We start from the raw sequence: 24668 nt of genomic DNA on the forward strand, positions 1-24668 counted from the left end.
CATGTTCGGCTACCTCGCTTCCCGCTTCCTCCAGGCCGTCGGCGTGCTGTGGGCTGCATTCACCGTTTCGTTCGGCGTGCTGTTCCTTCTACCGTCCGACCCGGTGAGTGTGATGGCCGGCTCCGACAACGGAACACCGGTCGACGCTGCCGCAATCGAGCAGCTGCAGGCGCGTTACGGCCTGGATCAGCCGGTGTGGGTTCAGTACTGGAATGCTCTGAGCAATGCAGTCCGGGGTGATTTCGGTATCTCCATCTCCACCGGCAGGCCGGTGACGGAGGCGATCGCCGACGCGTTGCCGAGCACCCTCGCCCTCGCGTCGTTCGCGCTGGTGTTGGCGGTGACATTCGGTACTGTGGTCGCCTTCTTCGCCACCTACACGCGTATCGGCTGGTTGCGGAACGTCTTGTTCTCGCTGCCTCCATTGGGTGTAGCTGTGCCCACATTCTGGATGGGACTCGTTCTGCTCCAATTGTTCTCGTTCCGTGTAAAGCTGTTCCCGGCGTTCGGTGAAGGTGGCATCGAGCATCTGTTACTTCCCGCGATCACACTTGCGCTGCCGACCGGTGCAGTCATCGCGCAGGTGCTTGCGGTGAGCCTGCAGACCACGGCGCGTCAGCCGTACATCGAGGCTGCCAGAGCGAAGGGGGCATCGAGGTGGCGCGTCCAGACGCGACACGCTCTGCGGCTGTCCAGCATCCCGGCCTTCACGATCGCCGGCGTGATCGTCGGCAATCTGATCGCAGGATCGGTTGTCGTGGAGACGGTCTTCTCCCGTGCGGGTCTCGGGCGCCTGACGCAGATGTCCGTGATGGCCCAGGACATTCCGGTGGTACTGGGCATCGTGGTGTTCGGTTCGGTCGTGTTCGTGATCGTCAACCTCGTTGTGGACCTGTTCTACCCTCTGATCGATCCGCGGATCGTCGATGGAAGACGCGGTGCCTCGGAGCGTGGCGAATCGGTACGTGGTGGGGCAGAAACGGACCCGGCGATCGACAAGGATCCGAAAGTGAGTGCCCATGTCTGACACATTGATTCGAGAGCCGGTTCGAGCCGGTTCCCCGGTCCGGGTAGCGACACCCGCGAAACCATCCGCCCTCCGCAGCGCGGTGAGAACCGTGCGGCGCAACTGGGTCGTGGTGATCTCCGCCGCCGTGCTGCTGATCGCCATCGGGTTCGCAGTGTTCCCGTCGTTCTTCGCGTCCGGCGACCCCCTGCAGGGCGTGCCCGCCGACAAACTGCAGGGACCGAGTCTCGCGCATTGGTTCGGCACCGACAACATCGGCCGAGACGTCTACACCCGAGTCGTGCACGGCGCGGCACTGTCGTTGACCGCGACACTGGTTGCAGTGGGCATCGCCATCGTGATCGGCTCGCTCATCGGCCTGCTCTCCGGTGCAGCCGGCGGCCTCGTCGATGCGGTTCTCATGCGGATCGTCGATGTGCTGCTGTCCATCCCCGCTTTGCTGCTTTCGCTCGCCTTGGTCACGGCTCTCGGCTTCGGCACTCTCAATGTTGCGATCGCCGTGGGTATCGGGCTTGTCGCGAACTTCGCCCGCGTCATGCGTTCGGAGGTCCTGCGGGTGCGTCACGCCTTGTATGTCGAAGCAGCTTTCGCCTCCGGTGTCCGCTGGCATACCGTGCTGATCCGCCATGTGCTGCGCAACGCGTACGCTCCGGTGATCGCGCTGGCAGCGGTGGAATTCGGAATGGCGGTCCTGGCCGTGTCGTCCCTGAGTTTCCTCGGGTTCGGTGCAGTTCCACCCACCCCCGAATGGGGTTTCCTGATCTCCGAGGGTCGCAACTATCTGGCCACCGCGTGGTGGATGACGACCTTGCCCGGTCTCGTCATCGTCGCCGTCGTTCTGGCTGCACACCGCATCGGTCATGCCGTCGACGATCGGAGTGGCCGATGAGCACACTTACCGCACCGCTTCTCGAAGTCGACGATCTGCGCGTCGCCTATGGCAGCGACGACGACCCGGTCGTGGCAGTCGACGGTGTCGGATTCACGGTCGCCCGCGGCGAAGTGGTCGCTGTGGTCGGAGAATCCGGTTCGGGTAAGTCGACGACCGCGCACGCCATCATCGGTCTGCTCTCCGGTAGTGGACGCGTGGTGGGCGGCACCGTCACGTTCGACGGGCAGCGCCTCGACACACTGCCGGAACGCGCCTTCGAGAAGGTACGAGGTGCGAGAATCGGCTTGGTCCCGCAGGATCCGACGACTTCGCTCAACCCGGTGATCCGGATCGGCGACCAGATTGCGGAGACATTGCGTATCCACGGGCTCGCGGACCGCCGGACCGCGAAACTCGAGGCGCTGCGCATCCTCGAGGAGGCCGGACTCGACAACCCGGAATTGCGAGCGAAGCAGTACCCCCAAGCCCTGTCCGGGGGGCAGCGTCAGCGGGTACTCATCGGGATTGCCCTGGCCTGCGGCCCCGACCTGGTCATCGCCGACGAACCGACGAGCGCACTCGACGTCACCGTGCAGCGACGCATCCTCGATCACCTCGAAGCACGCATTGCCGAGACCGGCACCGCAGTGCTGCTCATCACCCACGATCTGGGTGTGGCGGCCGACCGCGCCGATCGCATCGTCGTCATGCAGAGCGGTCAGGTGGTGGAGTCCGGACCCGCACTGGACGTGCTCGACAACCCGCGACACGAGTACACGCGAGCGCTGCTCGCAGCGGCCCCGAGCCTCACGGATACCGTACGGCCCGACCGCGTGCCGGCTGAACCGCTGCTCACCGTGACCGATGTGTCGAAGACCTTCCGGATCGATCGACGGACTTCGCTCGACGCGGTGCGGAGCGTCTCCTTCGAGGTTCCGCGTGGACGTACATTGTCGCTGGTCGGCGAGTCGGGGTCGGGCAAGTCCACCGTCGCGCGCATAGCGATCCGGCTCGAGACCCCCACCTCGGGCCGGATCCGGTTCGACGGCAACGACATCACAGGGCTTCGGGGACGGAACTTGCGGGCATTGCGCAGGCGGGTCCAGATCGTGCACCAGAATCCGTACGCCTCGCTCAAGCCGAAGCTGAAGATCCGCGACATCGTCGCCGAACCGCTCGGCGCGTTCGGCATCGGCTCGAAAGCCGAGCGGGCGATGCGCGTCGCCGAACTCCTCGACCAGGTCGCCCTGTCGACTGCGCACCTCGATCGCACACCGGCAGAACTGCCCGGTGGGCAACGGCAGCGAGTGGCGATCGCGCGTGCCATCGCACTGCACCCGGAGCTGCTGGTGCTCGACGAGCCTGTTTCGGCGCTCGATGTGTCCGTCCAAGCGCAGATCCTCGACCTGCTCACCGACCTGCAGAACGAGCTCGGGCTCAGTTACCTGTTCATCTCGCACGACCTGGCAGTGGTTCGGCAGATCAGCGACACCGTCGCGGTGATGCGATCCGGTGAGGTCGTGGAATTCGGCACCACCACAGATATTTTCGACAACCCACAGCACGAGTACACCCGAGTGCTGCTCGATGCTATCCCCGGGAAGGTTCGGCATGTCCGATAGTTCACAGTTCTTGTTGGCCATCGAGTTCGCGGGCACCGGTGCTCATCCGAGTTCCTGGCGCCGCGACGACTCCCGTGCCGAAGACCTCTTCGTCGCCCGCTACTGGGTCGACCTCGTCGGAAGTGCCGATCGTGCAGGCGTCGATCTCGCTTTCCTTCCGGACGACTTCGGCGTGGCGTCGACAGGAAGCGAAGTACGTGGCCGCCTCGAAGCGGTCGGCATCGCGGCACGGCTGAGTGCCGCCACCTCGCGGATCGGTCTGGTTCCCACCGCGACCGTCACTCATACCGAACCGTTCCATCTTGCCAAGGCGATCCAGACGATCAATCACACCACCGCGGGGCGCGCAGGGTGGGAGGTCGCGGTCACCGAGAATTCGGAGGCCACACGGTTGTTCGGTCGCAAGGAGACGCAGCAGGACACCGCCTCGCTGTGGGCGGAGGCGCACGAAGCCGCCGAGGTCACGGCTCGGCTGTGGGACAGCTGGGAGGACGACGCCGAGATCCGCGACGTGGCGACCGGCCGCTTCATCGACCGCGACAAGCTGCACTACATCGACTTCACAGGCGAGTACTTCTCCGTCAAGGGCCCGTCCATCACCCCGCGGTCGCCGCAGGGGCAACCGCTCGTCGCCGCGACCGTCGACGGCGAGGAGTCCTTCGAATTCGCCGTGGCGCGAGCAGATCTCGTACGCATCCGCGTGAAGAGCGCTGAGGAAGCCGCCGCGCTGGCCGTACGTCTTCGCGATGCGGCAGGTAGTCGTCCGATCCGGGTATTGCTCGATGTGGATGTTCTCCTCGCCGCCGACGAGGACGCCGCAGTGGCGGCTCTCGCAACGCTCGACGGTTGGACCGGCCAGACATACACGCCGGACACGGTGTTCTACCGTGGCGGCCCGGACGGGCTTCGCGAACTGATCGAGAGCCTGCAGGGTGTCGACGGCGTGACCCTCCGGCCCCTTGCGCTCGCATCGACCGTGCACCGGCTGGTCGACGATGTACTGCCCGCCCTTCGCCCCACCGCGGCGCCGACGCGGGGAACGCTGCGCGAGCGCCTGGGCCTGGGCCTGCCCGCCAACCGCTATGTCACGTCGAACTGAAGGAACGATGACCTTGTCCGGAAACGAAATCCGCAAGCAGATCCATCTGGCCGCCCATTTCCCGGGGGTCAACAACACCACCGTCTGGGCCGACCCCGAATCCAGGAGTCAGGTCGATTTCTCGTCGTTCGTGCACCTCGCCGAGACGGCGGAGCGCGGCAAGTTCGACTTCTTCTTCCTGGCCGAGGGATTGCGTCTGCGTGAACACCGCGGCCGTATACATGATCTCGACGTCGTCGGTCGTCCCGACACCCTCACTGTGCTCGAGGCTCTCGCCGGAGCCACCACCCACCTCGGGCTGGCCGGCACGATCAACACCACATTCAACGAACCGTACGAACTGGCCAAACAGTTCGCGACGCTCGACCACCTCTCCGACGGCCGGGCAGCCTGGAACCTGGTGACCTCGTCGGACGCGTTCACCGGTGAGAACTTCCGGCGCGGGGGATTCCTCGAGCATTCGCAGCGGTACGTGCGGGCCGAGGAGGTCGTCGACGTCGTCCGGCAACTCTGGGACAGCTGGCGTGCGGGAGCACCGGCAATCGACCGACAGAAGGGAACCTTCGCCACAGACACCGACATTGCGCCGTTCGATATCCACACCACCCAGTTCGACATCGACGGCCGCTTCGAAGTGCCGCGGAGCCCGCAAGGGCACCCTGTGTTACTCCAGGCCGGCGACTCGGACGAGGGCCGGGAATTCGGAGCCGCGAAGGCGGACGCCATCTTCAGCAGGCACGGCACCCTCAAGGAAGGGCGTGCCTTCTACACCGACGTGAAGAGCCGACTCGCGAAATACGGACGCACCTACAACGACCTGAAGATCCTTCCCGCCGCCACGTTCGTGCTCGGCGACACTCGCGAGGAAGCCCACGAGAACGCACGGCGTATCCGCCTGCAGCAGGTCGGTCCTCGGACGGCGATCGCGTTCCTCGAACAGGTGTGGGGCAAGGATCTGTCTACGTACGACCCCGACGGTCCGCTACCGGACATCGAACCCGAGGACAATGTGAACATCACTCGCGGGCGGGTCCGGCACGCGAAGGATCCACTTGCTGTCGCGAAGGAGTGGCGCGCGAAAGCGGTGGCAGAGAACCTGAGCATTCGTGAACTGATCATCGAGGTCACCGCCAGGCAGCAGTTCATCGGTACTCCCGCGGACGTTGCCGCCGAGATCGACGAGTACGTGCAGACCGACGCCAGCGACGGCTTCATCCTGGTTCCCCACCTGACCCCCGGTGGTCTCGACGAGTTCGTCGACAAGGTGGTGCCGCTGCTGCAGGAACGCGGCAGCTTCCGCACCGAATACGAGGGTACAACCCTGCGCAGCCATCTCGGGCTGCGTCACCCGCACAGCACGATCGAAGGAGTCCGCGCATCATGACCACCACACTCGATCGGTTCATCGCGGAGTGGCAGCAGTGGAACTCCGAGCGCGACGAGTCGTTGCGGCAGCCGCTCGGCTGGCTGAGCCTGACCGCGCTGTACTGGCTCGACGACACCGCCGCCGAATACGGAGACGTTCCCGGTCTCTGGCGGGTCGACGGTGACGCAGCGGTTCGGGAACTCGGCGGTGAGAGCACCGAATACCATCCGGTCGAGGGAGCGCCCGGGGTCGACGTGGAGTTCGATCGCGGACATATCGAGATCATCCAGCGAACAGGACGTTTCGCGCTTCGGATCCACGACCGGACTGCGCAGGCACTCACGGCCTTCACGGAGATTCCGACATACGAACCCGACCCCGCATGGGTGATCCCCGGGCAGTTCACGCCGTTCGACCCGCCGCGCACCGTCACCACGGGCGCCGTGGTGGACGGACTCGAACACCACCACCGTGCGCTCGGTCTGATCCGCTTCGTGCACGACGACGACGAATACGAACTCGTTGCGTTCGGCGATTCGGAGGCATCGCTGCGCATCCTGTTCACGGATGCCACGAGTGGTGTCACGACGTATTCCGCCGCACGAATCCTGCAGGTCGGCGCGGTCGAGCGCGGGGTGGTCACCCTCGATTTAAACCGTGCCTCGAACCTTCCGTGCGCGTTCACCGATGCCGCGACCTGCCCGATCGCACCGTCGGAGAATCGCCTGCCGTTCGCTGTGGAAGCCGGCGAGCGCACTCCCCACGGAAGGGACTCGGGCGCATGAGTCCGTCGGATCCGACTCCGCTGTCGGTTCTCGATCTGTCACCGATCAGCGAGGGGTCGAACGCGCCTGCGGCGCTGCACAACACCCTGGACATTGCACGGCATGCCGAACACTTCGGGTACAAGCGCTACTGGGTCGCGGAGCATCATTTCGTCGCTGTCGCGTCGTCGTCGCCCGCTTTGCTGATCGGAGCGATCGCCGCCGCCACCGACACGATTCGGGTCGGTGCTGCGGCGGTGCAGCTCGGTCACAACACCGCGATCGCCGTCGTCGAAGCGTTCGGCACTCTCGACGCGCTGTACCCGGGGAGGATCGACCTCGGTCTGGGACGATCGGGGCAGAGGCGGGCCGAAGCGCTGAAAGCCGCCGACTCGCAGGGAGACGAGCCGGCGCCACGAGCCATCGAGATCCGGGACGGTCTCGTCATCCCCGCTCCGTTCCCGACAGCGAAGCTGCTCACGTCGTCGCGGCTGGCGTCGAGCCTGGCGGTGCTGCAGCAACCGGGTGCCGACGCCCCGAACTTCGCGCACCAGGTCGAAGACATCCGCGCCCTCCTCGACGGCAACTACAAATCCGCGGACGGAACGGCCCTTCACGCGAGCCCCGGTGAGGACGCCGATGTGGAATTGTGGGTGTTCGGTTCGAGCGCTGGGCCATCCGCGGATCTGGCAGGAAGATTCGGACTGCCGTTCGGCGCGAACTACCATGTCAGCCCAGGTACGACGGTCGAGGCCGTCGATGCCTACCGTGCGGCGTTCCGTCCGTCTCGGATCCTGGCGGAGCCGTACGTCGTCGTGTCCGCGGATGCGGTGGTGGCCGAAGACGATGCGACCGCACGGGAACTCGCATCGACCTACGGTCGTTGGACGCACAGCATCCGGTCCGGACACGGTGCAATTCCGTATCCCGATCCGAAGACGTCGCCACCTCTGACCGACCGCGAACGCGAGCTCGTCGACGATCGGTTGATCACCCAGTTCGTCGGGTCCCCGAGCGCCGTCGCGGAACGCCTCGAGACGTTGCGACGAGTGACCGGCGCCGACGAACTGGTGATCACCTCGGTGACACACGAGCACGACGATCGGATCCGTTCGTACGAGCTGCTGGCACACGAGTGGGGGATCGTCACGCCGCAGTAGCTATCCGATCGAGGTCGTCGCAGAGACCGACCCGTCCCCGGATCGCAGCCGCGCAGGAATCCCGGCAGGATCCTGCGGCACCTCGACGGTGCTCGCCCCCGTTGCGGACACGGCGTCGACCGCGTAACTGCCCGGACCCACGACCAACGCGACGTCACCGTAGCGGGAGTTCAGGTCGACTGCGGCACGGGTGTCGGTCACCGTCAGATCTCCGAACTTCGAATTTCCTTGGACCACAGTGCCGTAAGGTACGAAGATCTCGTATCGGGCGACGCAGGTGGGGCTGCCCACGGCGAACCTGTCGGGGCACCGCGCGCTGATCGTCAGGCCGGTCGCGTCGGTGTCGATGCTCTCCTCGGGCTTGTCGCCGTCGGTGAACTCCAAGGTGCGTCGGATCTCGATGTCGCCGCGGTCGGAGCCGATCACCTGTGCGCTCAGCGACGCGGTGGTGACACCGAGTTGTTTCGCACCCGCATCATCGAGATCGAGTGTGACGGAGGTGATCGCGCCGCTGTAGTTGTCGCTCCGCTGTTCCTGGCTCGTGGAACCGGCGGTGCATCCGGTGAGTACGAGAGTCGAGAGTGTCAGTGCCGCAACACCGGCAGAGAGAAGGGATTTCCTAGGTAGGTTTTCAACGACGGGCATGACGAATCTCCAGTACGAGTAGGGAGGCGGCGATCAACACAGCGCTGATGCCGAGGGAGAACAGGGGAGACGGGCCGCTGAGCGACCCGTCGGTGCGGAGCACGCCCATGACGTCGACGGACGCGACCCCGTTGAGAACGGCGTACCAGATCACCAGGTAGACCGCCTGGAATACACGTGCGCCCCGTCCGATCGACCCGATCAACAGCGCAAGGGCAGGGATCAACGCGGCACCCGCAACCCACGCGGCTACGCCGGTCGAGTCCAGTGCAAGGAGCATCTTCACCAGCGGGCCCACACCGGCGACGGCCGCAATGAGCACCCCCGCGCCCCACTCGGCGATGAGACGGATGCGCGGCGAGACACCGCACTCCACAAGGGGGTCGACGCCCTGTTCGTAGGTGAGCGTGCCGAGACGCGACCACAGCAACAGCGGCAGCAACCACGCGAAGAGTAGTGCGGTGCCGACGCGGTCAGCGGGAACCGCGAGGGCTGCGACCGTCACGATCGCAAGCGTGAGCCACCACCACCGCGACACGCTTCCGAGGTGAATGCGTACCTCGCCGATCAGCAACCCCAGGAACGCGTGTCCACGCTCGGCCGGGGACAGTGTTCGCGGACCCTGTGAGAACGCCGGTGCAACGGGAGGCTCGACTGCAGATCCGACAGACGAATTCGAGGGAAGGTGTTGGTGCCGTGACGGATCGAACCGATCGAACCAAAAGGTAGGTAGGACGGCGACGAGCATCGAGGCCACGATCAATCCTGCGCTCGCGGCGATGAGAGTCGCGTCGATGTCCATTCCGGACCAGGTGAACTGGCCGAGCGCACTGGGTTCTTCGGTGAGCCCGATCGAGATCTCGTCGTCCATACCAGGGTGCTGTGCCGCCAGGTCGGCCTGGAACCCCGCGGTGGTCGTGCCGTAGATCAGCGGAAGTCCGGCAAGGAACATCGACGGATATACGAAGAACCACAGGATATTTCCCGAACCACCGCGCAAGAGTGGGATCGTCTCGAACACAACGGCGGCCGCCGCGGCCACGGTCAGGACCGGAAGACAGAACAGCACGAGCGGAAGCCAGAGCGCCGTCATGTCGAGGCTCGTGGATTCCCCGCGGAGAAGCTGCATCACGGGTGCGATCAGGGCGAGTGCGGCAGCCATTGCTGCCAGCACCAGCAGGTTGCTGAGGTACTTGCCCAGCAGATACATCGACGTACGCAGCGGGGATGCGGAAAGCGTTTCGCCTACGCCGGTGGAGATGTCGCGCGCGATGCTGCTGCGGACGACGTAGAATCCGAACAGCGGCAGCCACAGACTACCGATCATTGCGAGCATCATGCCGATGTACGCGCTGTCGTACACTCCCCGGAACGATCCGACCTTGACCATCGCGTACGTCGCGGAGGCGGGCGGGACTGCAACATACCCGAGCGCGACGGCGCCGAGCACCGTCACCAAGAACGCGGGACGCCGAGAACGATCCCGGAAATCTGCCATCGCGACGGCAGCAACGACGCTCGTCATCGGGTCACCCCGGCAGGTGTGATCGGAGTATGGACCGCACTGACGTACGCGTCTTCGAGGTCGGGTTCGACAGGGCGAGCCCCCGGAACCGGGGGCGTCTGCGCGACCGCACGGACACGCACGCCGTGTGATGTTCGGACTGTGCGGGTGATCGTCGCTCGTTGCCGGATATCGGACACGGCATCGATGGGCACGGTCGCTTCCCACACCAGACCGTCCGCGGAACGAAGGAGATTTTCGGGCGTGCCGCGCCGACGCAACTCCCCGGCGGTGAGGATCGCGATGTCGTCGGCGATCGCTTCGATGTCCGACACGATGTGGGTCGACAGGATGACGATCCGGTCGGTCGCCAGATCCCCGAGCAGGTTGCGGAACCGCATGCGTTCCTCGGGGTCCAGCCCGACCGTGGGTTCGTCGACGACGAGAAGCTCGGGGTCGCCCAGAAGCGCCTGTGCGATCCCGACGCGTTGGCGCATGCCACCGGAGAACTTGCCCACCGGCCGCGAGCCCGTGTCGGTCAGGTTGACGAGTTCGAGCAGTTCGTCGACCCGCGCCCGGGCCGACCGCGTGCTCAGGCCTTTGACGGCGGCGAGATATCGCAGGAACTCGCCGGCGGTGAGATTCGGATAGACCCCGAGATCCTGTGGGAGGTAGCCGAGGACGCGCCGAAGGGGCTCCGGTCGAGCGACGATGTCGGTACCGTTCCACGTGACCGTGCCTGCGGTCGGTCGGGTGATCGTGGAGAGGATCCGCATCAATGATGACTTGCCGGCTCCGTTGGGGCCGAGGAGGCCGAGGACTCCGGGCCCGATCCGCATGCTGACGTCGGTGACGGCCTGTTTGCCTCGATAGGTCTTGGTGACATTGCTCAGCTCCAGTTGCATGACTACAGCCGACCATTCGGCAGGCGGTGCGGTCACGGGGTCCACGCGGCGAATCGAAGGTGGTGCCAGCACCACCTTTCGGCTGCACCTCGCCTCATCCTCGGACCACGGCCGCGTCGATAAGCTCACTCGGGTGTCCTCCGATGAACCGACCACGGTGCTCACCGCCATCACACGGCGGCGCTTCCTTCTGACGGGATGGGTGTGGCGGTCGCTGGGATACTTGCTGACCACCGTCCCGATCGTGGGAGCGGTGGCGCTCCCGTTCGCAGCCTTGTGCGTTCCGTGGCTCGTCCTGGTCGTGTGGGCAGGCGACGGCATGTATCCACAACCGCTCGGCAGAGTGCTGTTCCTCGGTGTCCTCGGCGCGGTGCTGGTGTTCGGGCTCGGGCCGCTGGTGGCGATACCGCTGGCGACTCTGGAGCGAACGCGGCTGCGTCTGGTGAGCAGCGACCGGGCGCTCTCGGCTCACCGCCGTCCTCCCACTGCGGGTCTGTGGCCGTGGGTGCACACCCGCTACACCGAGGCTGCGACGTGGAGGGAACTCGGCTATACATTGCTGCTGCTCACCCTGGTCCCAGGGTTGCTGTTCCTGGGCGTGGTGCTCGTCGGGCTCATCGTGGTGATGGTGGTCGGCCCTCTGGTGGTGGGCGACGGCGACGAGGCAGTGGCACTCGGCTTCAGCCAGATCACCTCTGTCGATCAGGCGGTCCCTTACGCGATCGTCGGTGTGCTTCTGCTGCCGACGATCCCGTATGTCCTTGCCCTGCTCGCGGGCTTACACGGTGCGCTCGCCCGATCGTTGTTGTGCGGCGACGATGCGGACACGATTCACGCTCGGCTGGTCGAGGTCTCACGGTCCCGAGCCCGACTGGTCGATGCGTTCGAGGCGGAACGCCGCCGAATCGAGCGCGATCTGCACGACGGCGCGCAGTCGTTGCTCGTCAATCTCACTCTGCAGTTGGGCATGGCCAAGCTCGACCTCCCCCCGGATTCCGCCGCCGCGAAAAGTGTGTCGCAGGCACATGACCAGGCCAAGGATTTGATGGCGGAACTGCGGCAACTCATCCGGGGAATCCACCCCAGGGTGCTCACCGACCGCGGCCTACCCGATGCCCTACGTGAGTTGACAGAGGACTTCGCGGTGCCGGTCACAGTCACTGCGGATATTCCACAGCGCCCGTCTCCGGACGTCGAGGTCGCAGCCTATTTCGTGGTGGTCGAAGCGCTCAACAACATCGCCAAACACGCGGGTGCGACGGCAGTCGACGTGACCGCCCGACGCGAGGGGGATCTGCTGGTCGTCGAGGTCGTGGACGATGGCTGCGGCGGTGCGGATCCGGAGCAGGGGAGCGGTCTGACCGGCCTGGCCGACCGGGTCGCCGTGATCGACGGCAGAATGCTCTTGTCCAGCCCGCTCGGCGGGCCCACCGTCGTCCGTGTGGAGTTGCCGTGGATCGAGAATTGAGCGCCGTCCGCGTGGTCCTTGCAGACGACGGTGCGCTGCTGCGCGAAAGCCTCGCCGCGATGCTCGAACGATTCGGCTTCGACGTCGTGGCCTCGGTTCCTGATGCAGTTGCACTGGAATCGGCTGTCGCCGAGCACCGTCCGGAGTTGGTCGTGACCGATGTGCGGATGCCGCCAGGGTTCACCGACGAAGGGTTGCGTGCGGCAGTGGAATTGCGGCGCAGCTACCCAGGACTCGCCGTGGTCGCGCTGAGTCAGTACGTCGAATTGAGCTACGCCGACGAACTTCTGGGGGCAGACGTGGGGCGGGTGGGTTATCTGTTGAAGGACCGCGTCGTCGATGTCGAGGAATTCGTCTCCACGCTGCGTCAGGTGGTGGCCGGTGGCACTGTGATCGATCCCATGGTCGTGCAGCAATTGTTCCGTCGTCGGCGGGATCCGTTGGCGCAGTTGTCGCCGCGTGAACGCGAGGTGCTCGCCTCGATTGCAGAAGGGCATTCGAACGCTGCGATCGCCGCTCAGCTGTTCATCACGGAATCGGCCGTCGGTAAGCACGTCGGCAACATCTTCAGCAAATTGGTGCTGCCCCCGACCGACGACACGAATCGTCGCGTACTGGCGGTGCTCGCGTACCTGCGTCGGGATGAGCCCTGCTGAGCATTTTCGACGCCCGAATCATCCGAAATGGAAAGAATTCGCACAGTGCGCGGCGCCTACTACTAGGGTCGCTTCCAGTTGACTTGACCCGGGCGTGCCGGACGGGTTGAGATCGAACTCCGGTCGTCGGGGGGACGAGGAGCTGTATGCACAAGAGGACCATCGCTGCATTTGCCGCGGCGTTGCTGCTACCACTGTCCGGCCCTGCGGTCGGACATGCGCAACCATCGCCGCAGACTGCGGTGATCGATCGTGTCGAGAGCATCACCGACACTCGCACGGCGCTGTTCGTCTTCTCGCCTTCGATGGGCAAAGTCATCCAGGTTCAGGTGTTGCACCCCGCGTGGGACGGACCGCGCCCGACGCTGTACCTCCTCGACGGCGTCAGCGCGGGTGCCGAATCCGAGTACCGCGAAAGCACATGGACGCAGGAGACCGACATCGTCGACTTTGTTGCGGACAAGAACGTGAACGTGGTGCTTCCCGTGGGCGGAACCGCCAGCTACTACACGGACTGGCAGCATCCGGACCCGATTCTCGGAGTCAACCAGTGGGAAACGTTCCTCACCGAGGAACTCCCGCCGATCATCGACGCGCGGTTCAACGGCAACGGGACCAATGCGGTTGCCGGGCTGTCGATGGGCGCGACCGCAGCGATGATGTTGATAACCCGCAACCCGGAGCTGTACGAGGGCGTCGCCGCGTTGAGCGGTTGCCTCGACACGCAACAGGACTCGACCCGCAACTCGGTCCGTGCCACGGTCGTCTACAAGGGAGGCAACCCCGACAACATGTGGGGTCCGCCGGACGATCCTGACTGGGCTGCGCACGACCCGTACGTGCATGCCGATCAGCTGCGCGGCAAGGAAGTCTTCATCAGTACCGGCAATGGTCTGCTGGGGCCCCATGATTTCGCGTCGGTCGACGAACCGATGTCGACGGGCGTCCCCCTCGAGATGGGTGCCTTCGTCTGCACCCTCACGTTCGATCGCAGACTCCGCGATCTGCATATTCCTGCGACCGTCGTGTATCGCCCGTGGGGGACACACTCGTGGGGGTACTGGCAGGACGACATCAAGACGGCATGGCCCACGTTGGAAGATGCGCTCGGGCTCTGACCATCGGAGCGGACTGATCTCAGTGCACGCGTATGCGGTCGGTTGCCGGCGGCCGGGTCGGCGTCGGGCGCGACAGGAACGTGGTCAGGGCAGCGAGTTCCTCGCCGGCTCCGACGCGTGATCGCGCTTCGGTGAACACGGTGAATCCGTCGCTGCCGCCGGCGAGATAGTCGTTGACGGCGACGGAATAGGTGGTTTCGGGATCGAGTGGTGCACCTGAGAGGGTGATGTCGCGGATCCGATGCCCGACGGGTGCGAGCCGGTCGAGGGTGTAGTTCAGGTTGTGCGACGGTGCGAGGATCCGTTCGAGATCTGCTCCGGAGATATCCGTCTGGAACTGCTGTTCGAGCGCCGCGTGGAGCTGTGCACCTGTCAGTTCGAGTATCTGGAGAAGATTGCCGAACGGCTGCACCCCGTAGGCCTCACCGTAGGTGACGGCACCGCCCTCGTCGAAGTGCAAGTCGCCGCGGAGCCCACCGGGATTGGTCAAGGCGACCTGTGCTCCGAGGGGCTCGGTCGCGGCGAGCTGGGCGTCGGCTACGAGGTTTCCGAGCGCAGATTCGCCGCTGGCAGCGGGGATGCGGGTGATGTCGGCGGCGATGCGTCCGACCACTTGGGCGGCGGTGTGGGACGACCGGTCGGCGAGCTGGGCGACGAATTTCTCGGTGTGCGGATCCGGTGTGATGTCGTGGGTGATCACCTGGTTGAACGCGACCGTTCGGTCGCGCACGACGTCGCGGGTGGCCCGGTCGATGGTGATATCGGCGACGGAGAGGATCCGGCCGTGCGAGGCACCCTGCAGGACCGTGCGTTGTCTTCCGGCCGGGTCGGGGTAGCTGCAGTTGAACTGCCCGTCGCCGTCGGACGTGATGACGAGGTCCACGAGCGGGGAGACGGTGGTGGTGACCTCTTTGGCGCGACCGCTGTCGAGACTGCACGGATCGGTTCCGTTTCCGGCGGCGATGTCACCCTTGTACAGCAGGATGATGGAGCGGACCCCGAGCGCGTCGAGGGCGTCGGCAGTGCGGTTCGCCGCCTCGATTTCGTCGCCGAAGTGGAGATCCTCGATCGCGTCGCTGCGAATGTATTCGGGGGTGTTGTGGGGCAGGACCCCGATCGCGCCGACGGGAATCCCGTCGACATAGCTGATGTCGAAGGGCAGTGCGGCGGGTGCGCCGTCGGTGGTCGTGACGTTGGCCCCGAGGAAGGGGAATTTCGCACCTTCGAAAGACTCGGTGAATCGACAACCGTGCTCGGGGTGACATCCGCCGTCGCGCAGGCGTTGCAACTCCTCGAGTCCGTTGTCGAACTCGTGGTTGCCGAGCGCTGCGGCCGTCACATCGAGATCGCCGAGGAACTCGATGGTCGGTTCGTCATGGAACATCGCCGATTCGATCGGCGACGATCCCCACGAGTCACCCACTGCATACAGCAGCGAGTCGTCGGCCTGTCCGCGGAGTTGCTCGACGTACGCCGCGAGATAAGCGGCGCCGCCTGCAGGAACGGACTGGCCGTCGGAGCGGACCACCTCGCTGCGCGGCTCTTGTGGTGGCAGTAGGTTGCCGTGGAGGTCACCGAAAGTGATCAGACGTAGCGGGACCGTGTCGGGAGGTAGCGCTCCGGCCTGTCCGATGCCGGTAGCGGCAACCACGGCGACCGTCGCGATGGCGGACAGGGCACGACGCAGTGCCGCGTATCCACCCATCCGTTCCCCCGTATTCGTCCGGTCAGCTCAACCGGTCGAGTCTGACAGCACCGGATAACGTGCCCGATACCCGGCGATAACGGTTGAGTCTCGCGGCGTTCATGCGACGCCCGCGATCTCCCGGCCGGCACCGGTCGCATAGGCCAGGAACAGGTCGTTCTCGTGTGGATCGCCGATCGAGACGCGGGTTCCTTCCCTCGTGAAGTTGCGCAGGATCACACCGGCCTCGGCGGCGGCGGCCGTGAAATCTGCCGATGTGTCGCCCAGGGGAAGCCACAGGAAGTTCGCTTCGCTCTGCGGCACCGGGTAGCCGGCTTCCATCAGTGCGCCACGCACACGTTCACGTTCGGCGACGACACCGTCGGTGCGTGCGAGCAGTTCACCTGCGGCCTCGAGTGACGCGATGGCGGCTTTCTGCGCGAGCGCGTTCACCGAGAACGTCGTGTGCACCTTGCTCATCGCGACGATGATGTCCGGGTCGGCGACGGCATAACCGACCCGCAGACCTGCGAGGCCGTAGGCCTTCGAGAAGGTCCGGAGCACCACGACGTTGCTGCGACCGGCGGCGAGCACCATTCCGTCCGGCAGTTCTTCTCCGGGGACGTTGCGCATGTACTCGAAATACGCCTCGTCGAGGGCGACGACGATGTTTTCCGGGACGGCGTCGAGGAACTGTTCGAGCTCGTCCTTGCTGAGGCACGAGCCCGTCGGGTTGTTCGGATTGCACACGAAGATCAGTCGGGTGCGGTCGGTGATCGCGGCGACCATGGCCTTCAGGTCGTGGCCGTGATCGGCGGTGTTCGGCACAGGCACCGCCGTGGCGCCCGCAACCGCACAGACCACGGGATACGCCTCGAACGACCGCCACGAATAGATGACCTCGTCGCCCGCATTGCAGGTGATCTGCACGAGTTCCTGGCACAGACTGACCGATCCGCATCCCGCAGCGATGCGGTCGGCAGGCACATCGAGACGTGCCGCCAGCGCGGCGATCAGCGAAGCGGAGCCGTTGTCGGGATACCGGTTGACGGTCGCTGCTGCCTCGAGGATCGCGTCGCGAACGCTGGGGAGGGGACCGAGCGTCGTCTCGTTGCTGGCGAGTTTGACCGCGTTCGGAACAGTGCGTCCGGGAACGTAGGCGGGGATCGATGCAAGGTCGGGGCGAGTACGCGGAGTCACCAACCGATTATGCTCCCGAAGTTTGCATGCGCGACTCCGATGGTCGTGCCATGGTGGAGACCATGCCGGAAATCAGCAAGGTTGCTGCGCCGTTGGTGGGGGGTGCGGGTGAGCTGCCGCTTACCGTGGTCCGTCCGGATGTCAGTCCCCGCGGGTGCATCGTCCTGCTGCACCGCGCACGCGTGTTCTCGCCCACGCTCCTCGAGTTCATGCAGGCGTTGGCCGACGAACGCTGGTTGATCGTGGCGCCCGACCTCCACAGTCGGGGTCCGGGATCGGATGAGGCAGCCCTGTTCGCAGAGGCGGCCCGCGTGAACGCCGACGCCACGTTCGCGTGGATCGAGAACGCAGGCATCGGAATGGACGTGGTCGGCCTCATCGGCTTCGACGAGGCAGGTACCGCGGCGATGTGGGTCGGGACCACGCGTCCGGTCGGCGCGGTTGTCAGTGTCGCGGCGCCGGGCATCATCGAGTCGCTGCGGCCCGTCGTCCCGCCGCTCGTCGATCTGGTGCGGTCGCTGCGCGCGCCGTGGTTGGGTCTGTACGGCATCGACGACCCGACCACTCCCCGGCAGGACATCGAGCAACTGAGCGACTCCGCGGCCAAGTCGGATGCACCGACCCTCGTCGTGACCTACGACGGCCTCGAACATCGTCCCGACGAACCGCCGGCGACGCACTCGGCCGTCGACCCGGATGAAGACCCGCGGGAGGCTGCGATCGTCGACGCGAGGCGAAGAATCTTCGATTGGTTCGACAGTAACCTGCGTTGACCAGGTGTTTTGCTTTTCTGTGGCGGGGTTGTGTAATGTTTTGCCCCGGCGGTTCGAGAGAATCGAAACCCCGCAAGGAGGCGTGCCAGAGCGGCCGAATGGGACTCACTGCTAATGAGTTGTCCCCCTTACAGGGGACCGGAGGTTCAAATCCTCTCGCCTCCGCCACGATGGTGTAGCGTCACCGTCGACAGAAAACTGAATACATATGCGCCCGTAGCTCAACGGATAGAGCATCTGACTACGGATCAGAAGGTTAGGGGTTCGAATCCCTTCGGGCGCACACAGAAGATCCCCTCGTCGCATTCGCGGCGAGGGGATCTTCATGTTGCAAGCTGTGGTGCCTACTTCGTGAACTCGGAAACAATCTTCTCCGCGAAATCCTCGATCGACGCACGGTAGTGCTCGGCGGTCCCGCGTAGATGGTCCTGGTCGCCGGAGTGCGTGCGCTCCCAGTTGGCCCACGGCGACACCATGACGCCCGTGACGCCGATCTTCTCGGCCTGCTTGTACAGCTCGAGGGACGGGGTGTCGCGCAACCCCATGATGAAATCGAACGGTTCGTTCTCACGGCCGTACTCGCGGCGGAGTTCGTTGATGCGGTTGATCCACTGCTCGGCGTCTTCGAGTGTGTAAGCGGTGCCGACCCAGCCGTCGCAGTAGCGCGCGGCACGTCGCAGGGCCGCCTTCGATTCGCCGCCGCAGAGGATCGGAACCGGCTCCGGCGGATGGGGCTCGATCATCATCTCGGGAATGTCGTAGTACTCGCCCTTCCACGACACCCAGCCGCCCTTCCAGAGTTCGCGTAGCGCCTGGATCATCTCGTTGAGTCGAGGTCCCCGGTTGTCGAAGTCCTGGCCGAGCAGTTCGAATTCTTCGCGCATCCACCCCGCGGACAGCCCGATCGCGACGCGTCCGCCGGCGATCGTCGCAGCGGTGCCGATCTGTTTTGCCACCTCGATGATGGGGCGCGAGGGGGCGATGTAGACGTTGTTGCCGAAGTGCAGGTTCTCGGTGACGGCAGCCATGGCGCCGACCAGGACCCAGGCGTCCGGCCATTCGGTGTCGGCAGGCCAGAACATTTTTCCGCTCTCGTGGCCCGGGTAGACCGTTTTCATTTCCTTGGGGAAGACGAGGTGGTCGGAGATCAGAATGCCGTGGAACCCCGCTTCGTCGAGCATTCGTGCGATCGCAGGCATTTCTGCGGTCTTCATGAACGCTGTGCCGCTCCAGAACTTCATGTACTCGGCTCCCTGTGTCGGATGTGTCCACCTGGCAAGATGAGAAATCTCCGTGATGAGAGTCACTATAGGTGGATTTGGGAATGAAGTTCTACATCCCGGGGGTGCCTGGAGGTTACGTGAACGCTGGGTCGCGCCCATCCGGTCGGTCGCATCCGTTTCTGCATTCACAGATTTCCTGTTGACGTTCGGGTACGCGCGCCAGTAACCTCCGTTTCATCCTGAAAAGTTAACGGAGATTCGCACCAAAGCGGTTGCGGCGAGCGACCCTGCTGGGAGACAACATGGAACTTGCGTGGTCAGCGGCCGAAGCCGCCTTCAGAGACGAGGTCCGCTCGTTTCTCGACGATAGGCTGACACCCGAATTGCGTCGTGCAGGAACGCTTGCGACGAGCGTGTACTCCGATCACGATGCGAGCATGGAGTGGCAGCGCATCCTGCACGAACGTGGTTGGGCCGCTCCCTCGTGGCCCGTCGAGCACGGAGGCTGTGATTGGACGCAGACCCAGCACTACATCTTCGGCCGCGAATCGGTCCTCGCCGGCGCTCCGACGCTGTCGCCCATGGGCATCCGGATGGTCGCGCACGCGATCATCGCGTACGGAACCCAGGAACAGAAGGACTTCTTCCTCCCCGGGATCCTCACCGGTGAGGTGTTCTTCTGTCAGGGCTACTCCGAACCGGAGTCCGGGTCGGATCTGGCATCGCTCACGATGGCGGCGCTCGACGACGGCGACGACCTCGTCGTGACCGGCAGCAAGATCTGGACGACGCACGCCACCGAGGCGAACTGGATGTTCGCGCTCGTACGCACGACGAAGTCCGAGAAGAAGCAGCACGGAATCACGTTCGTGCTCATCGACATGACGACGCCGGGCATCGAGATCCGACCGCTCGTGATGACCTCCGGTGAAGAAGTGCAGAACCAGGTCTTCTTCGACGAGGTTCGGGTGCCCAAGAGCAACGTCCTCGGCAGTATCGACGGGGGGTGGTCCGTCGCGAAGTACCTGCTCGTCTTCGAACGCGGTGGTGCAGCAGCGGCACCGGCCCTGCAGGTGATGGCCGAGAAGATCGCGACCGCCGCAGCAGAACAACCAGGCCCGGCAGGAGGCACACTCATCGATGATCCGGCGTTCTCCGCCGCACTCGCCGAAGCGCGCATCCGCACCGAAGTCCTCGAGATTCTCGAATACCGCACGCTGGCCGCATTGGCGGCGGGCAAGGACCCAGGGCCGGCGTCGTCGATGCTCAAGGTGCTCGGCACCGAGCTCAGTCAGACACTCACACGGCTCACGCTCGAAGCCGCAGGCCCCCGCGGCCGCGTCTACCAACCGCACGCGACCAAGCCGGGCGGTCCGGTCGCAGACTTCGTGCCCCCGAGCGACGACTACCTCAGCGGCGAGGAGTGGCAGGCGGTCGCACCGCTGCGCTACTTCAACGACCGCGCCGGCTCGATCTACGCCGGTAGCAACGAAATTCAGCGAAACATTCTCGCCAAAGCAGCATTGGGGCTCTGATGGACTTCGGTTTGAGCAAGGAGCAGGAGCTCCTTCGTGATTCGGTCGACAAATTCCTTGCGAACCGGTACGACCTGGCCCGCAGCAGGAAGGCCGCGACCACAGGTGTGGGATGGCAACCGGAAGTGTGGCGCGCATTCGCCGACGAACTCGGCATCCTCGGCGCGACCCTCCCCGAAGACGTCGGCGGCATGGGTGGCGGCCCCGTCGAACTCATGGTGGTCGCGGAAGCGCTCGGCCATGCGCTCGTCATCGAACCGTACGTCGACACGGTGGTTCTCGGGGGCGGTCTTCTCGGCCGCGCAGGGGGCGACCGCGCGAAGTCCGTCCTCGAGGCCATCGCGGAAGGTCGAGCCGTCACCGCGTTCGCTGCCACCGAGCCGACATCCGGATACGTGCTGCACGACGTCACCACGACCGCGCGACGCGACGGCGACGAATGGGTGCTCGACGGCGCCAAGATCGTCGCCGGGAGCGCACCGCTGGCCACACATCTTCTCGTCACCGCACGCACCGAGGGCGGGCGCCTGGACACCGACGGGATCTCGCTGTTCCTGATGGACTTCGACGCAGCGAGCCCGCCCGCCGGAGTCGAGGTGCACTCGTACCGGACAATCGACGACCGGCGTGCCGCCGATCTCGAGTTCACCGGACTGCGGTTGCCCGCCGATTCGTTGCTGGGCGAGCAGGGTCGGGCCTGGAGTGCGATCTCCCGGACGGTCGACGAGGCGATCACCGCCGTCGCGTCCGAATCCGTCGGGCTCATGCGCAAGGTGCTCGCCGACACCGTCGAGTACTGCAAACAACGTCAGCAGTTCGGCCAGGCCATCGGTAGCTTCCAGGTCCTCCAGCACCGCATGGTCGACATGTACATGGAGCTCGAGCAGGCCGTTTCCGCGGTGTACCTGGCGGTACTGCACCTCGACTCCGACGACGCCGACCGGGCACGTGCCGTCTCGGCAGCGAAGGCGACGATCAGTCGCGCCGCCCGGTTCATCGGCCAGAACGCCGTCCAGCTGCACGGCGGTATGGGCATGACCGAGGAACTCGCAGTCGGGCACTACTTCAAGCGCTTGACGGCTATCGAGTACGAGTTCGGCAGCGCAGAACAGCACATCGCTCGATACGCAGAACTGACCAGGGCATAGGTACGGAACGGCGGCCGACCGCGACGGCGCTTCCTCACTCGAGGAAAAGTTGGACGCGGTCGGCCGCCGTCGTCGCGTCTTCGTGTTCCCATACCCGCACGACGGTCCATCCGGCGTCGGTCAGTCGCGCGTCCGTATCGCGGTCGCGTCGAACATTCGCTGCCAGTTTCTCGTCCCACCACTGTGCGTTGTTCTTCGGTGCGGTCGCGTGCAGAGGACACCGATGCCAGAAGCATCCGTCCACATAGACCGCGACGCGTCGCCGGGGGAAGACCAGATCGGCACGTCGTCGCATGCCGGTAATCGGAGCGCGATCGACAAAGAACCGCAGCCCCCGTCGATGCAGTTCCCGGCGCAGGGCCATTTCGGGTGCCGTGTCGCGCCGACGCTGCCGGCTCATCCGTGCGCGGGTGCGCGGATCGGTGGAGGGTCGGTCGGACGACGCCATACGGATTCCCTGTGCTCGTTGTCTATGCCGCGACGATCGGGAACCCGCCCATGCGGTCGAGATGGTTCTCCACGTCGTCGAGGAATCCGGGAGGAAAACGCAACGTGCCAGAGCGTGCCCGGCGCAGGAACCCTGCGGTGGCTCTGGCCGACAGCAACCGTGATTCTTCGAGGAATCCGCCCAGGTCCTCGTACGGAGCGTTGACCGGCCACAGCGATTCGTGGACGCGGAACGTCTTATCCTGCACACCCCAGGCCGCGCTCGGCCAGGAATCGCCCGGTGCCATGGGCGTCTCGTGATCGGCGGAGTACTCGACCTGGTGGCTGAGCCGATGGCCCACCCACGACGCCATCCGCACGCTCACTGCGTTGCCGACGAGCCGCCACCGGTGCCCGGGCCGGACGCCTGCGGCCTGAACGGCCGGTGCCGTCCAGTCGGGATCGAAGCCCTGGAGTCGTTCGGAGTCGATCAGCCCGGGGGTGACGATCTCTCCTGACGGCAACCGCACCGCCGGAGGGCTCGCGATACCCAGGGTCGAGCCGCCCTTCAACGTGGGGACTGCATTGACCGCCCAGCCCAGGCCGCGAACACCCTCGGTCCAGTAGAAACCGCATGGATAGAGGTCGGGATTGCCTTCGCTGGGCATGCCGGCGTCCTCGCCGAACAGCACGGTGCGGGGGTCGTCGGTACGGGAGGCAACCATCAGAACGCGCTGACGGCGCTGGGGTAGACCGAAGGCGCGAGCATCGACGACCCGGTAGGCCCACGCGTAGCCGAGCTCACCCAACGCGTCCGTGATGTGTCGCATCGCAGCGCCTCGTCCGAGCTGCAGCATGAAGGGCACATTCTCGATGACCAGCCAGCGGGGACCGTTCTTTCTCTTCACGAGGCGGAAGACCTCGTCGACGAGGCTCGACTTCGACCCGGTGATGCCCGCCGTCCGCCCGGCCTGGGACAGGTCTTGGCAGGGGAATCCGGCCGCGACCAGTTCAGTGTTCCGAGGGAGAGAGCGGAGGCGTGTCACATCGGGATGTAGAGGAATCTCGGGAAACCGGGCACCGAGGACGGCTTGAGCTCCGGGGTCCACCTCGCACAAAAGTTGGGTGTTCCAGCCGTGCTCCGCCAGCCCCAGTTCGAGGCCGCCGATACCGGCGAACAACCCGACCATGTTCCCCGTCGACGTCACGGCACCCTTCCTCGATCGGCTCAACGGAGAACGTTACTCGAGAGTTGTAGTGATCCGTGAGTCGACGCATGAACACGGTGCTGTACAGCGATGAAGTCCCTCCCGGCGCTCATGTCCTTCGCTTACGGTGATTCCGTGGTTGCACAACACGCCGAACCCCCACTCGTGGTGATCCGTGGTGCTTCGGGGTCGGGTAAGAGCACGGTGACCAAGGCGCTACGGCACCGCTTCGGTAAGGCGGAGTGCGCGGTCGTCGCCCAAGACAACGTCCGTCGCACAATTCTGCGTGAGCGCGATGTGCCGGGAGGTTTCAACATCGACCTCATCGAGATGATCGCGATGGAATGCATGAAGAGGGGGCGGCTGACCATCATCGAGGGGATTCTCGACACCGACCGGTACGGCGAGATGCTCGAGCGACTCATGACGTCGACCGGCCAGCCCTTCTTCTATGCCTTCGACCTGTCGTTCGCGCAGACCCTCGACCGGCATGCCACGCGTCCGGAGGCGGCCGAGTTCGGTCCTAAGGACATGCGCACCTGGTATCGAGAGCACCAGCCGCTGCCTTTCGCCGCGGAGACCGTGTTCGACGTGTCCTGGTCTGTGGAAGCGGTGGTGGGCCGTATCTACGACGACCTGCGGTCCACCATCGGCCGATTCGGTGCCGATGACGGCCGCGCTTCCGGGAGAAAACTCCTTTGACCTGGCGATTTGGTGTTCCCACGAACCGTCGCGTAACTTAATCCAGGTCAGAGCGACACGGACACCGACCCGGACCGCAAGGTCAGGGACAACGAGGTTGGACGCAGGCGCCTGAATTTCACTGGTACGAAACCTTCTGGTAAGGTTTTGCACCGCCCCTGGTTCCGAACAGCACACGGATTTGCGTCCGTGAGTGAAACGAACTAGGCTGGAACAGTTGCCCCGGAACGGGCCGGATGTGAAAATCCGGTCGGTGATGGTGTGTGCGTGTTCTTTGAGAACTCAACAGTGTGCCGATGAATGTCAGTGCCAATTATTTTGGTGCGATCATCCGCTTTTGGTGGATGATCATTTTGCTGATCATCACATTCTTCCGTCTGTGGTGATCGGTTCAAGCTAGTTTGAGTTTTGTATGCTAGTGATTTGGCTCGATGTCTTTGACTGATCAGCCCTTCGGGGTTTTGATTATGAGTCTTCAACGGAGAGTTTGATCCTGGCTCAGGACGAACGCTGGCGGCGTGCTTAACACATGCAAGTCGAACGATGATGCCCAGCTTGCTGGGT

Annotated in this window: 22 protein-coding genes, 2 tRNA genes and 1 rRNA gene; 17 read left to right on the plus strand and 8 right to left on the minus strand. The window is 64.9% G+C overall.

Going from position 1 to position 24668, the window contains the following annotated elements; translation table 11 throughout:
- The first annotated feature begins 1 nt into the window (after position 1).
- Genes ACFWB0_RS05535 through ACFWB0_RS05565 form a run of 7 tightly spaced genes read left to right on the plus strand, consistent with a single transcriptional unit; the run spans position 2 to position 7909 of the window.
- Positions 2-1027: an ABC transporter permease gene (locus ACFWB0_RS05535; protein ID WP_378489430.1), complete on the plus strand. Its 1026-nt coding sequence runs from the start codon at positions 2-4 to the stop codon at positions 1025-1027.
- Entirely contained in the window at positions 1020-1916 is an 897-nt protein-coding gene (locus tag ACFWB0_RS05540) for an ABC transporter permease (RefSeq protein WP_378489431.1), read from the plus strand. Before ACFWB0_RS05535 ends, ACFWB0_RS05540 begins: the two co-directional genes overlap by 8 nt.
- Positions 1913-3520, plus strand: coding sequence for a dipeptide ABC transporter ATP-binding protein (locus ACFWB0_RS05545; RefSeq protein WP_378489432.1), 1608 nt, complete (start codon positions 1913-1915; stop codon positions 3518-3520). The genes ACFWB0_RS05540 and ACFWB0_RS05545 overlap by 4 nt, the downstream gene beginning before the upstream one ends.
- Positions 3510-4619: an LLM class flavin-dependent oxidoreductase gene (locus ACFWB0_RS05550; RefSeq protein WP_378489433.1), complete on the plus strand. Its 1110-nt coding sequence runs from the start codon at positions 3510-3512 to the stop codon at positions 4617-4619. Before ACFWB0_RS05545 ends, ACFWB0_RS05550 begins: the two co-directional genes overlap by 11 nt.
- Positions 4620-4626: 7 nt before the next feature.
- Positions 4627-6003 carry an NtaA/DmoA family FMN-dependent monooxygenase gene (locus ACFWB0_RS05555; RefSeq protein WP_378489434.1) on the plus strand — a complete coding sequence of 459 codons (1377 nt, stop codon included), beginning with the start codon at positions 4627-4629 and terminating at the stop codon, positions 6001-6003.
- Positions 6000-6770, plus strand: coding sequence for a DUF1684 domain-containing protein (locus ACFWB0_RS05560; RefSeq protein ID WP_378489435.1), 771 nt, complete (start codon positions 6000-6002; stop codon positions 6768-6770). Before ACFWB0_RS05555 ends, ACFWB0_RS05560 begins: the two co-directional genes overlap by 4 nt.
- Positions 6767-7909: an LLM class flavin-dependent oxidoreductase gene (locus ACFWB0_RS05565; protein WP_378489436.1), complete on the plus strand. Its 1143-nt coding sequence runs from the start codon at positions 6767-6769 to the stop codon at positions 7907-7909. The genes ACFWB0_RS05560 and ACFWB0_RS05565 overlap by 4 nt, the downstream gene beginning before the upstream one ends.
- On the opposite strand, the gene ACFWB0_RS05570 is transcribed toward ACFWB0_RS05565, so the two are convergent.
- The 3 genes from ACFWB0_RS05570 to ACFWB0_RS05580 are packed head-to-tail and all read right to left on the minus strand — an operon-like array spanning position 7910 to position 10963.
- The gene (locus ACFWB0_RS05570; protein WP_378489437.1) at positions 7910-8554 is read right to left on the minus strand and encodes a hypothetical protein; all 645 of its coding nucleotides are present in this window, start codon (positions 8552-8554) and stop codon (positions 7910-7912) included.
- Positions 8541-10079: a hypothetical protein gene (locus tag ACFWB0_RS05575; RefSeq protein ID WP_378489438.1), complete on the minus strand. Its 1539-nt coding sequence runs from the start codon at positions 10077-10079 to the stop codon at positions 8541-8543. Before ACFWB0_RS05575 ends, ACFWB0_RS05570 begins: the two co-directional genes overlap by 14 nt.
- Entirely contained in the window at positions 10076-10963 is an 888-nt protein-coding gene (locus ACFWB0_RS05580; RefSeq protein WP_378489439.1) for an ABC transporter ATP-binding protein, read from the minus strand. The genes ACFWB0_RS05575 and ACFWB0_RS05580 overlap by 4 nt, the downstream gene beginning before the upstream one ends.
- A gap of 133 nt (positions 10964-11096) precedes the next feature.
- Between ACFWB0_RS05580 and ACFWB0_RS05585 the strand changes: the two genes are divergently transcribed.
- The 3 genes from ACFWB0_RS05585 (at position 11097) to ACFWB0_RS05595 (ending at position 14205) form a co-directional block, all read left to right on the plus strand.
- Positions 11097-12431, plus strand: coding sequence for a sensor histidine kinase (locus tag ACFWB0_RS05585; RefSeq protein ID WP_378489440.1), 1335 nt, complete (start codon positions 11097-11099; stop codon positions 12429-12431).
- Positions 12416-13087, plus strand: a complete 672-nt coding sequence (locus tag ACFWB0_RS05590) for a response regulator (RefSeq protein ID WP_378489441.1) — start codon at positions 12416-12418, stop codon at positions 13085-13087. The genes ACFWB0_RS05585 and ACFWB0_RS05590 overlap by 16 nt, the downstream gene beginning before the upstream one ends.
- A gap of 146 nt (positions 13088-13233) precedes the next feature.
- Entirely contained in the window at positions 13234-14205 is a 972-nt protein-coding gene (locus ACFWB0_RS05595) for an alpha/beta hydrolase (RefSeq protein ID WP_378489442.1), read from the plus strand.
- A 19-nt stretch (positions 14206-14224) separates the two neighbouring features.
- Here ACFWB0_RS05595 and ACFWB0_RS05600 read toward each other — a convergent pair whose 3' ends face one another.
- Entirely contained in the window at positions 14225-15910 is a 1686-nt protein-coding gene (locus tag ACFWB0_RS05600) for a bifunctional metallophosphatase/5'-nucleotidase (protein ID WP_378489443.1), read from the minus strand.
- 99 nt (positions 15911-16009) lie between these two features.
- Positions 16010-17089 (minus strand): histidinol-phosphate transaminase, encoded by a 1080-nt coding sequence (hisC, locus tag ACFWB0_RS05605; protein WP_378489444.1) that lies wholly within the window; start codon positions 17087-17089, stop codon positions 16010-16012.
- A gap of 26 nt (positions 17090-17115) precedes the next feature.
- Here hisC and ACFWB0_RS05610 point away from each other — a divergent pair, with 26 nt between their 5' ends.
- The 3 genes from ACFWB0_RS05610 to ACFWB0_RS05620 all read left to right on the plus strand — a co-directional run bounded on the left by ACFWB0_RS05610 (position 17116) and on the right by ACFWB0_RS05620 (position 18145).
- Positions 17116-17862 carry a dienelactone hydrolase family protein gene (locus ACFWB0_RS05610; RefSeq protein WP_378489445.1) on the plus strand — a complete coding sequence of 249 codons (747 nt, stop codon included), beginning with the start codon at positions 17116-17118 and terminating at the stop codon, positions 17860-17862.
- A gap of 76 nt (positions 17863-17938) precedes the next feature.
- Positions 17939-18030, plus strand: a tRNA-Ser gene (locus ACFWB0_RS05615).
- Positions 18031-18072: 42 nt separating this feature from the next.
- Positions 18073-18145: transfer RNA gene (locus ACFWB0_RS05620), tRNA-Arg, on the plus strand.
- A 61-nt stretch (positions 18146-18206) separates the two neighbouring features.
- On the opposite strand, the gene ACFWB0_RS05625 is transcribed toward ACFWB0_RS05620, so the two are convergent.
- Complete coding sequence (locus ACFWB0_RS05625) at positions 18207-19103, minus strand: TIGR03619 family F420-dependent LLM class oxidoreductase (protein WP_378489446.1); 897 nt, start codon at positions 19101-19103, stop codon at positions 18207-18209.
- A 284-nt stretch (positions 19104-19387) separates the two neighbouring features.
- Between ACFWB0_RS05625 and ACFWB0_RS05630 the strand changes: the two genes are divergently transcribed.
- Complete coding sequence (locus ACFWB0_RS05630; RefSeq protein ID WP_378489447.1) at positions 19388-20620, plus strand: acyl-CoA dehydrogenase family protein; 1233 nt, start codon at positions 19388-19390, stop codon at positions 20618-20620.
- Complete coding sequence (locus tag ACFWB0_RS05635) at positions 20620-21768, plus strand: acyl-CoA dehydrogenase family protein (protein WP_378489448.1); 1149 nt, start codon at positions 20620-20622, stop codon at positions 21766-21768. Before ACFWB0_RS05630 ends, ACFWB0_RS05635 begins: the two co-directional genes overlap by 1 nt.
- A 34-nt stretch (positions 21769-21802) precedes the next feature.
- On the opposite strand, the gene ACFWB0_RS05640 is transcribed toward ACFWB0_RS05635, so the two are convergent.
- Positions 21803-22216: a very short patch repair endonuclease gene (locus ACFWB0_RS05640; protein WP_378489449.1), complete on the minus strand. Its 414-nt coding sequence runs from the start codon at positions 22214-22216 to the stop codon at positions 21803-21805.
- A gap of 22 nt (positions 22217-22238) precedes the next feature.
- Entirely contained in the window at positions 22239-23384 is a 1146-nt protein-coding gene (locus tag ACFWB0_RS05645) for a DNA cytosine methyltransferase (protein WP_378489462.1), read from the minus strand.
- Between the two features lie 153 nt (positions 23385-23537).
- Between ACFWB0_RS05645 and ACFWB0_RS05650 the strand changes: the two genes are divergently transcribed.
- Positions 23538-24104: a hypothetical protein gene (locus ACFWB0_RS05650; protein WP_378489450.1), complete on the plus strand. Its 567-nt coding sequence runs from the start codon at positions 23538-23540 to the stop codon at positions 24102-24104.
- 475 nt (positions 24105-24579) lie between these two features.
- Positions 24580-24668, plus strand: a 16S ribosomal RNA gene (locus ACFWB0_RS05655); the annotation flags it as partial.

Origin of the sequence: Rhodococcus sp. NPDC060086 (genome assembly GCF_042730275.1) — a bacterium.
In the GTDB taxonomy this organism is placed as follows: domain Bacteria; phylum Actinomycetota; class Actinomycetes; order Mycobacteriales; family Mycobacteriaceae; genus Rhodococcus.

Bases quoted from the DNA above. Each gene is read 5' to 3' on its own strand.
- ACFWB0_RS05550 (WP_378489433.1), top strand. From the start codon at position 3,510: ATGTCCGATAGTTCACAGTTCTTGTTGGCCATCGAGTTCGCGGGCACC.
- ACFWB0_RS05555 (WP_378489434.1), top strand. From the start codon at position 4,627: ATGACCTTGTCCGGAAACGAAATCCGCAAGCAGATCCATCTGGCCGCC.
- ACFWB0_RS05645 (WP_378489462.1), bottom strand. From the start codon at position 23,384: ATGGTCGGGTTGTTCGCCGGTATCGGCGGCCTCGAACTGGGGCTGGCG.
- ACFWB0_RS05610 (WP_378489445.1), top strand. From the start codon at position 17,116: ATGCGCGACTCCGATGGTCGTGCCATGGTGGAGACCATGCCGGAAATC.
- ACFWB0_RS05545 (WP_378489432.1), top strand. From the start codon at position 1,913: ATGAGCACACTTACCGCACCGCTTCTCGAAGTCGACGATCTGCGCGTC.
- ACFWB0_RS05630 (WP_378489447.1), top strand. From the start codon at position 19,388: ATGGAACTTGCGTGGTCAGCGGCCGAAGCCGCCTTCAGAGACGAGGTC.
- ACFWB0_RS05575 (WP_378489438.1), bottom strand. From the start codon at position 10,079: ATGACGAGCGTCGTTGCTGCCGTCGCGATGGCAGATTTCCGGGATCGT.
- ACFWB0_RS05625 (WP_378489446.1), bottom strand. From the start codon at position 19,103: ATGAAGTTCTGGAGCGGCACAGCGTTCATGAAGACCGCAGAAATGCCT.
- ACFWB0_RS05640 (WP_378489449.1), bottom strand. From the start codon at position 22,216: ATGGCGTCGTCCGACCGACCCTCCACCGATCCGCGCACCCGCGCACGG.
- ACFWB0_RS05560 (WP_378489435.1), top strand. From the start codon at position 6,000: ATGACCACCACACTCGATCGGTTCATCGCGGAGTGGCAGCAGTGGAAC.
- ACFWB0_RS05635 (WP_378489448.1), top strand. From the start codon at position 20,620: ATGGACTTCGGTTTGAGCAAGGAGCAGGAGCTCCTTCGTGATTCGGTC.
- ACFWB0_RS05580 (WP_378489439.1), bottom strand. From the start codon at position 10,963: ATGCAACTGGAGCTGAGCAATGTCACCAAGACCTATCGAGGCAAACAG.
- ACFWB0_RS05600 (WP_378489443.1), bottom strand. From the start codon at position 15,910: ATGGGTGGATACGCGGCACTGCGTCGTGCCCTGTCCGCCATCGCGACG.
- ACFWB0_RS05595 (WP_378489442.1), top strand. From the start codon at position 13,234: ATGCACAAGAGGACCATCGCTGCATTTGCCGCGGCGTTGCTGCTACCA.
- ACFWB0_RS05570 (WP_378489437.1), bottom strand. From the start codon at position 8,554: ATGCCCGTCGTTGAAAACCTACCTAGGAAATCCCTTCTCTCTGCCGGT.
- ACFWB0_RS05535 (WP_378489430.1), top strand. From the start codon at position 2: ATGTTCGGCTACCTCGCTTCCCGCTTCCTCCAGGCCGTCGGCGTGCTG.
- ACFWB0_RS05565 (WP_378489436.1), top strand. From the start codon at position 6,767: ATGAGTCCGTCGGATCCGACTCCGCTGTCGGTTCTCGATCTGTCACCG.
- ACFWB0_RS05540 (WP_378489431.1), top strand. From the start codon at position 1,020: ATGTCTGACACATTGATTCGAGAGCCGGTTCGAGCCGGTTCCCCGGTC.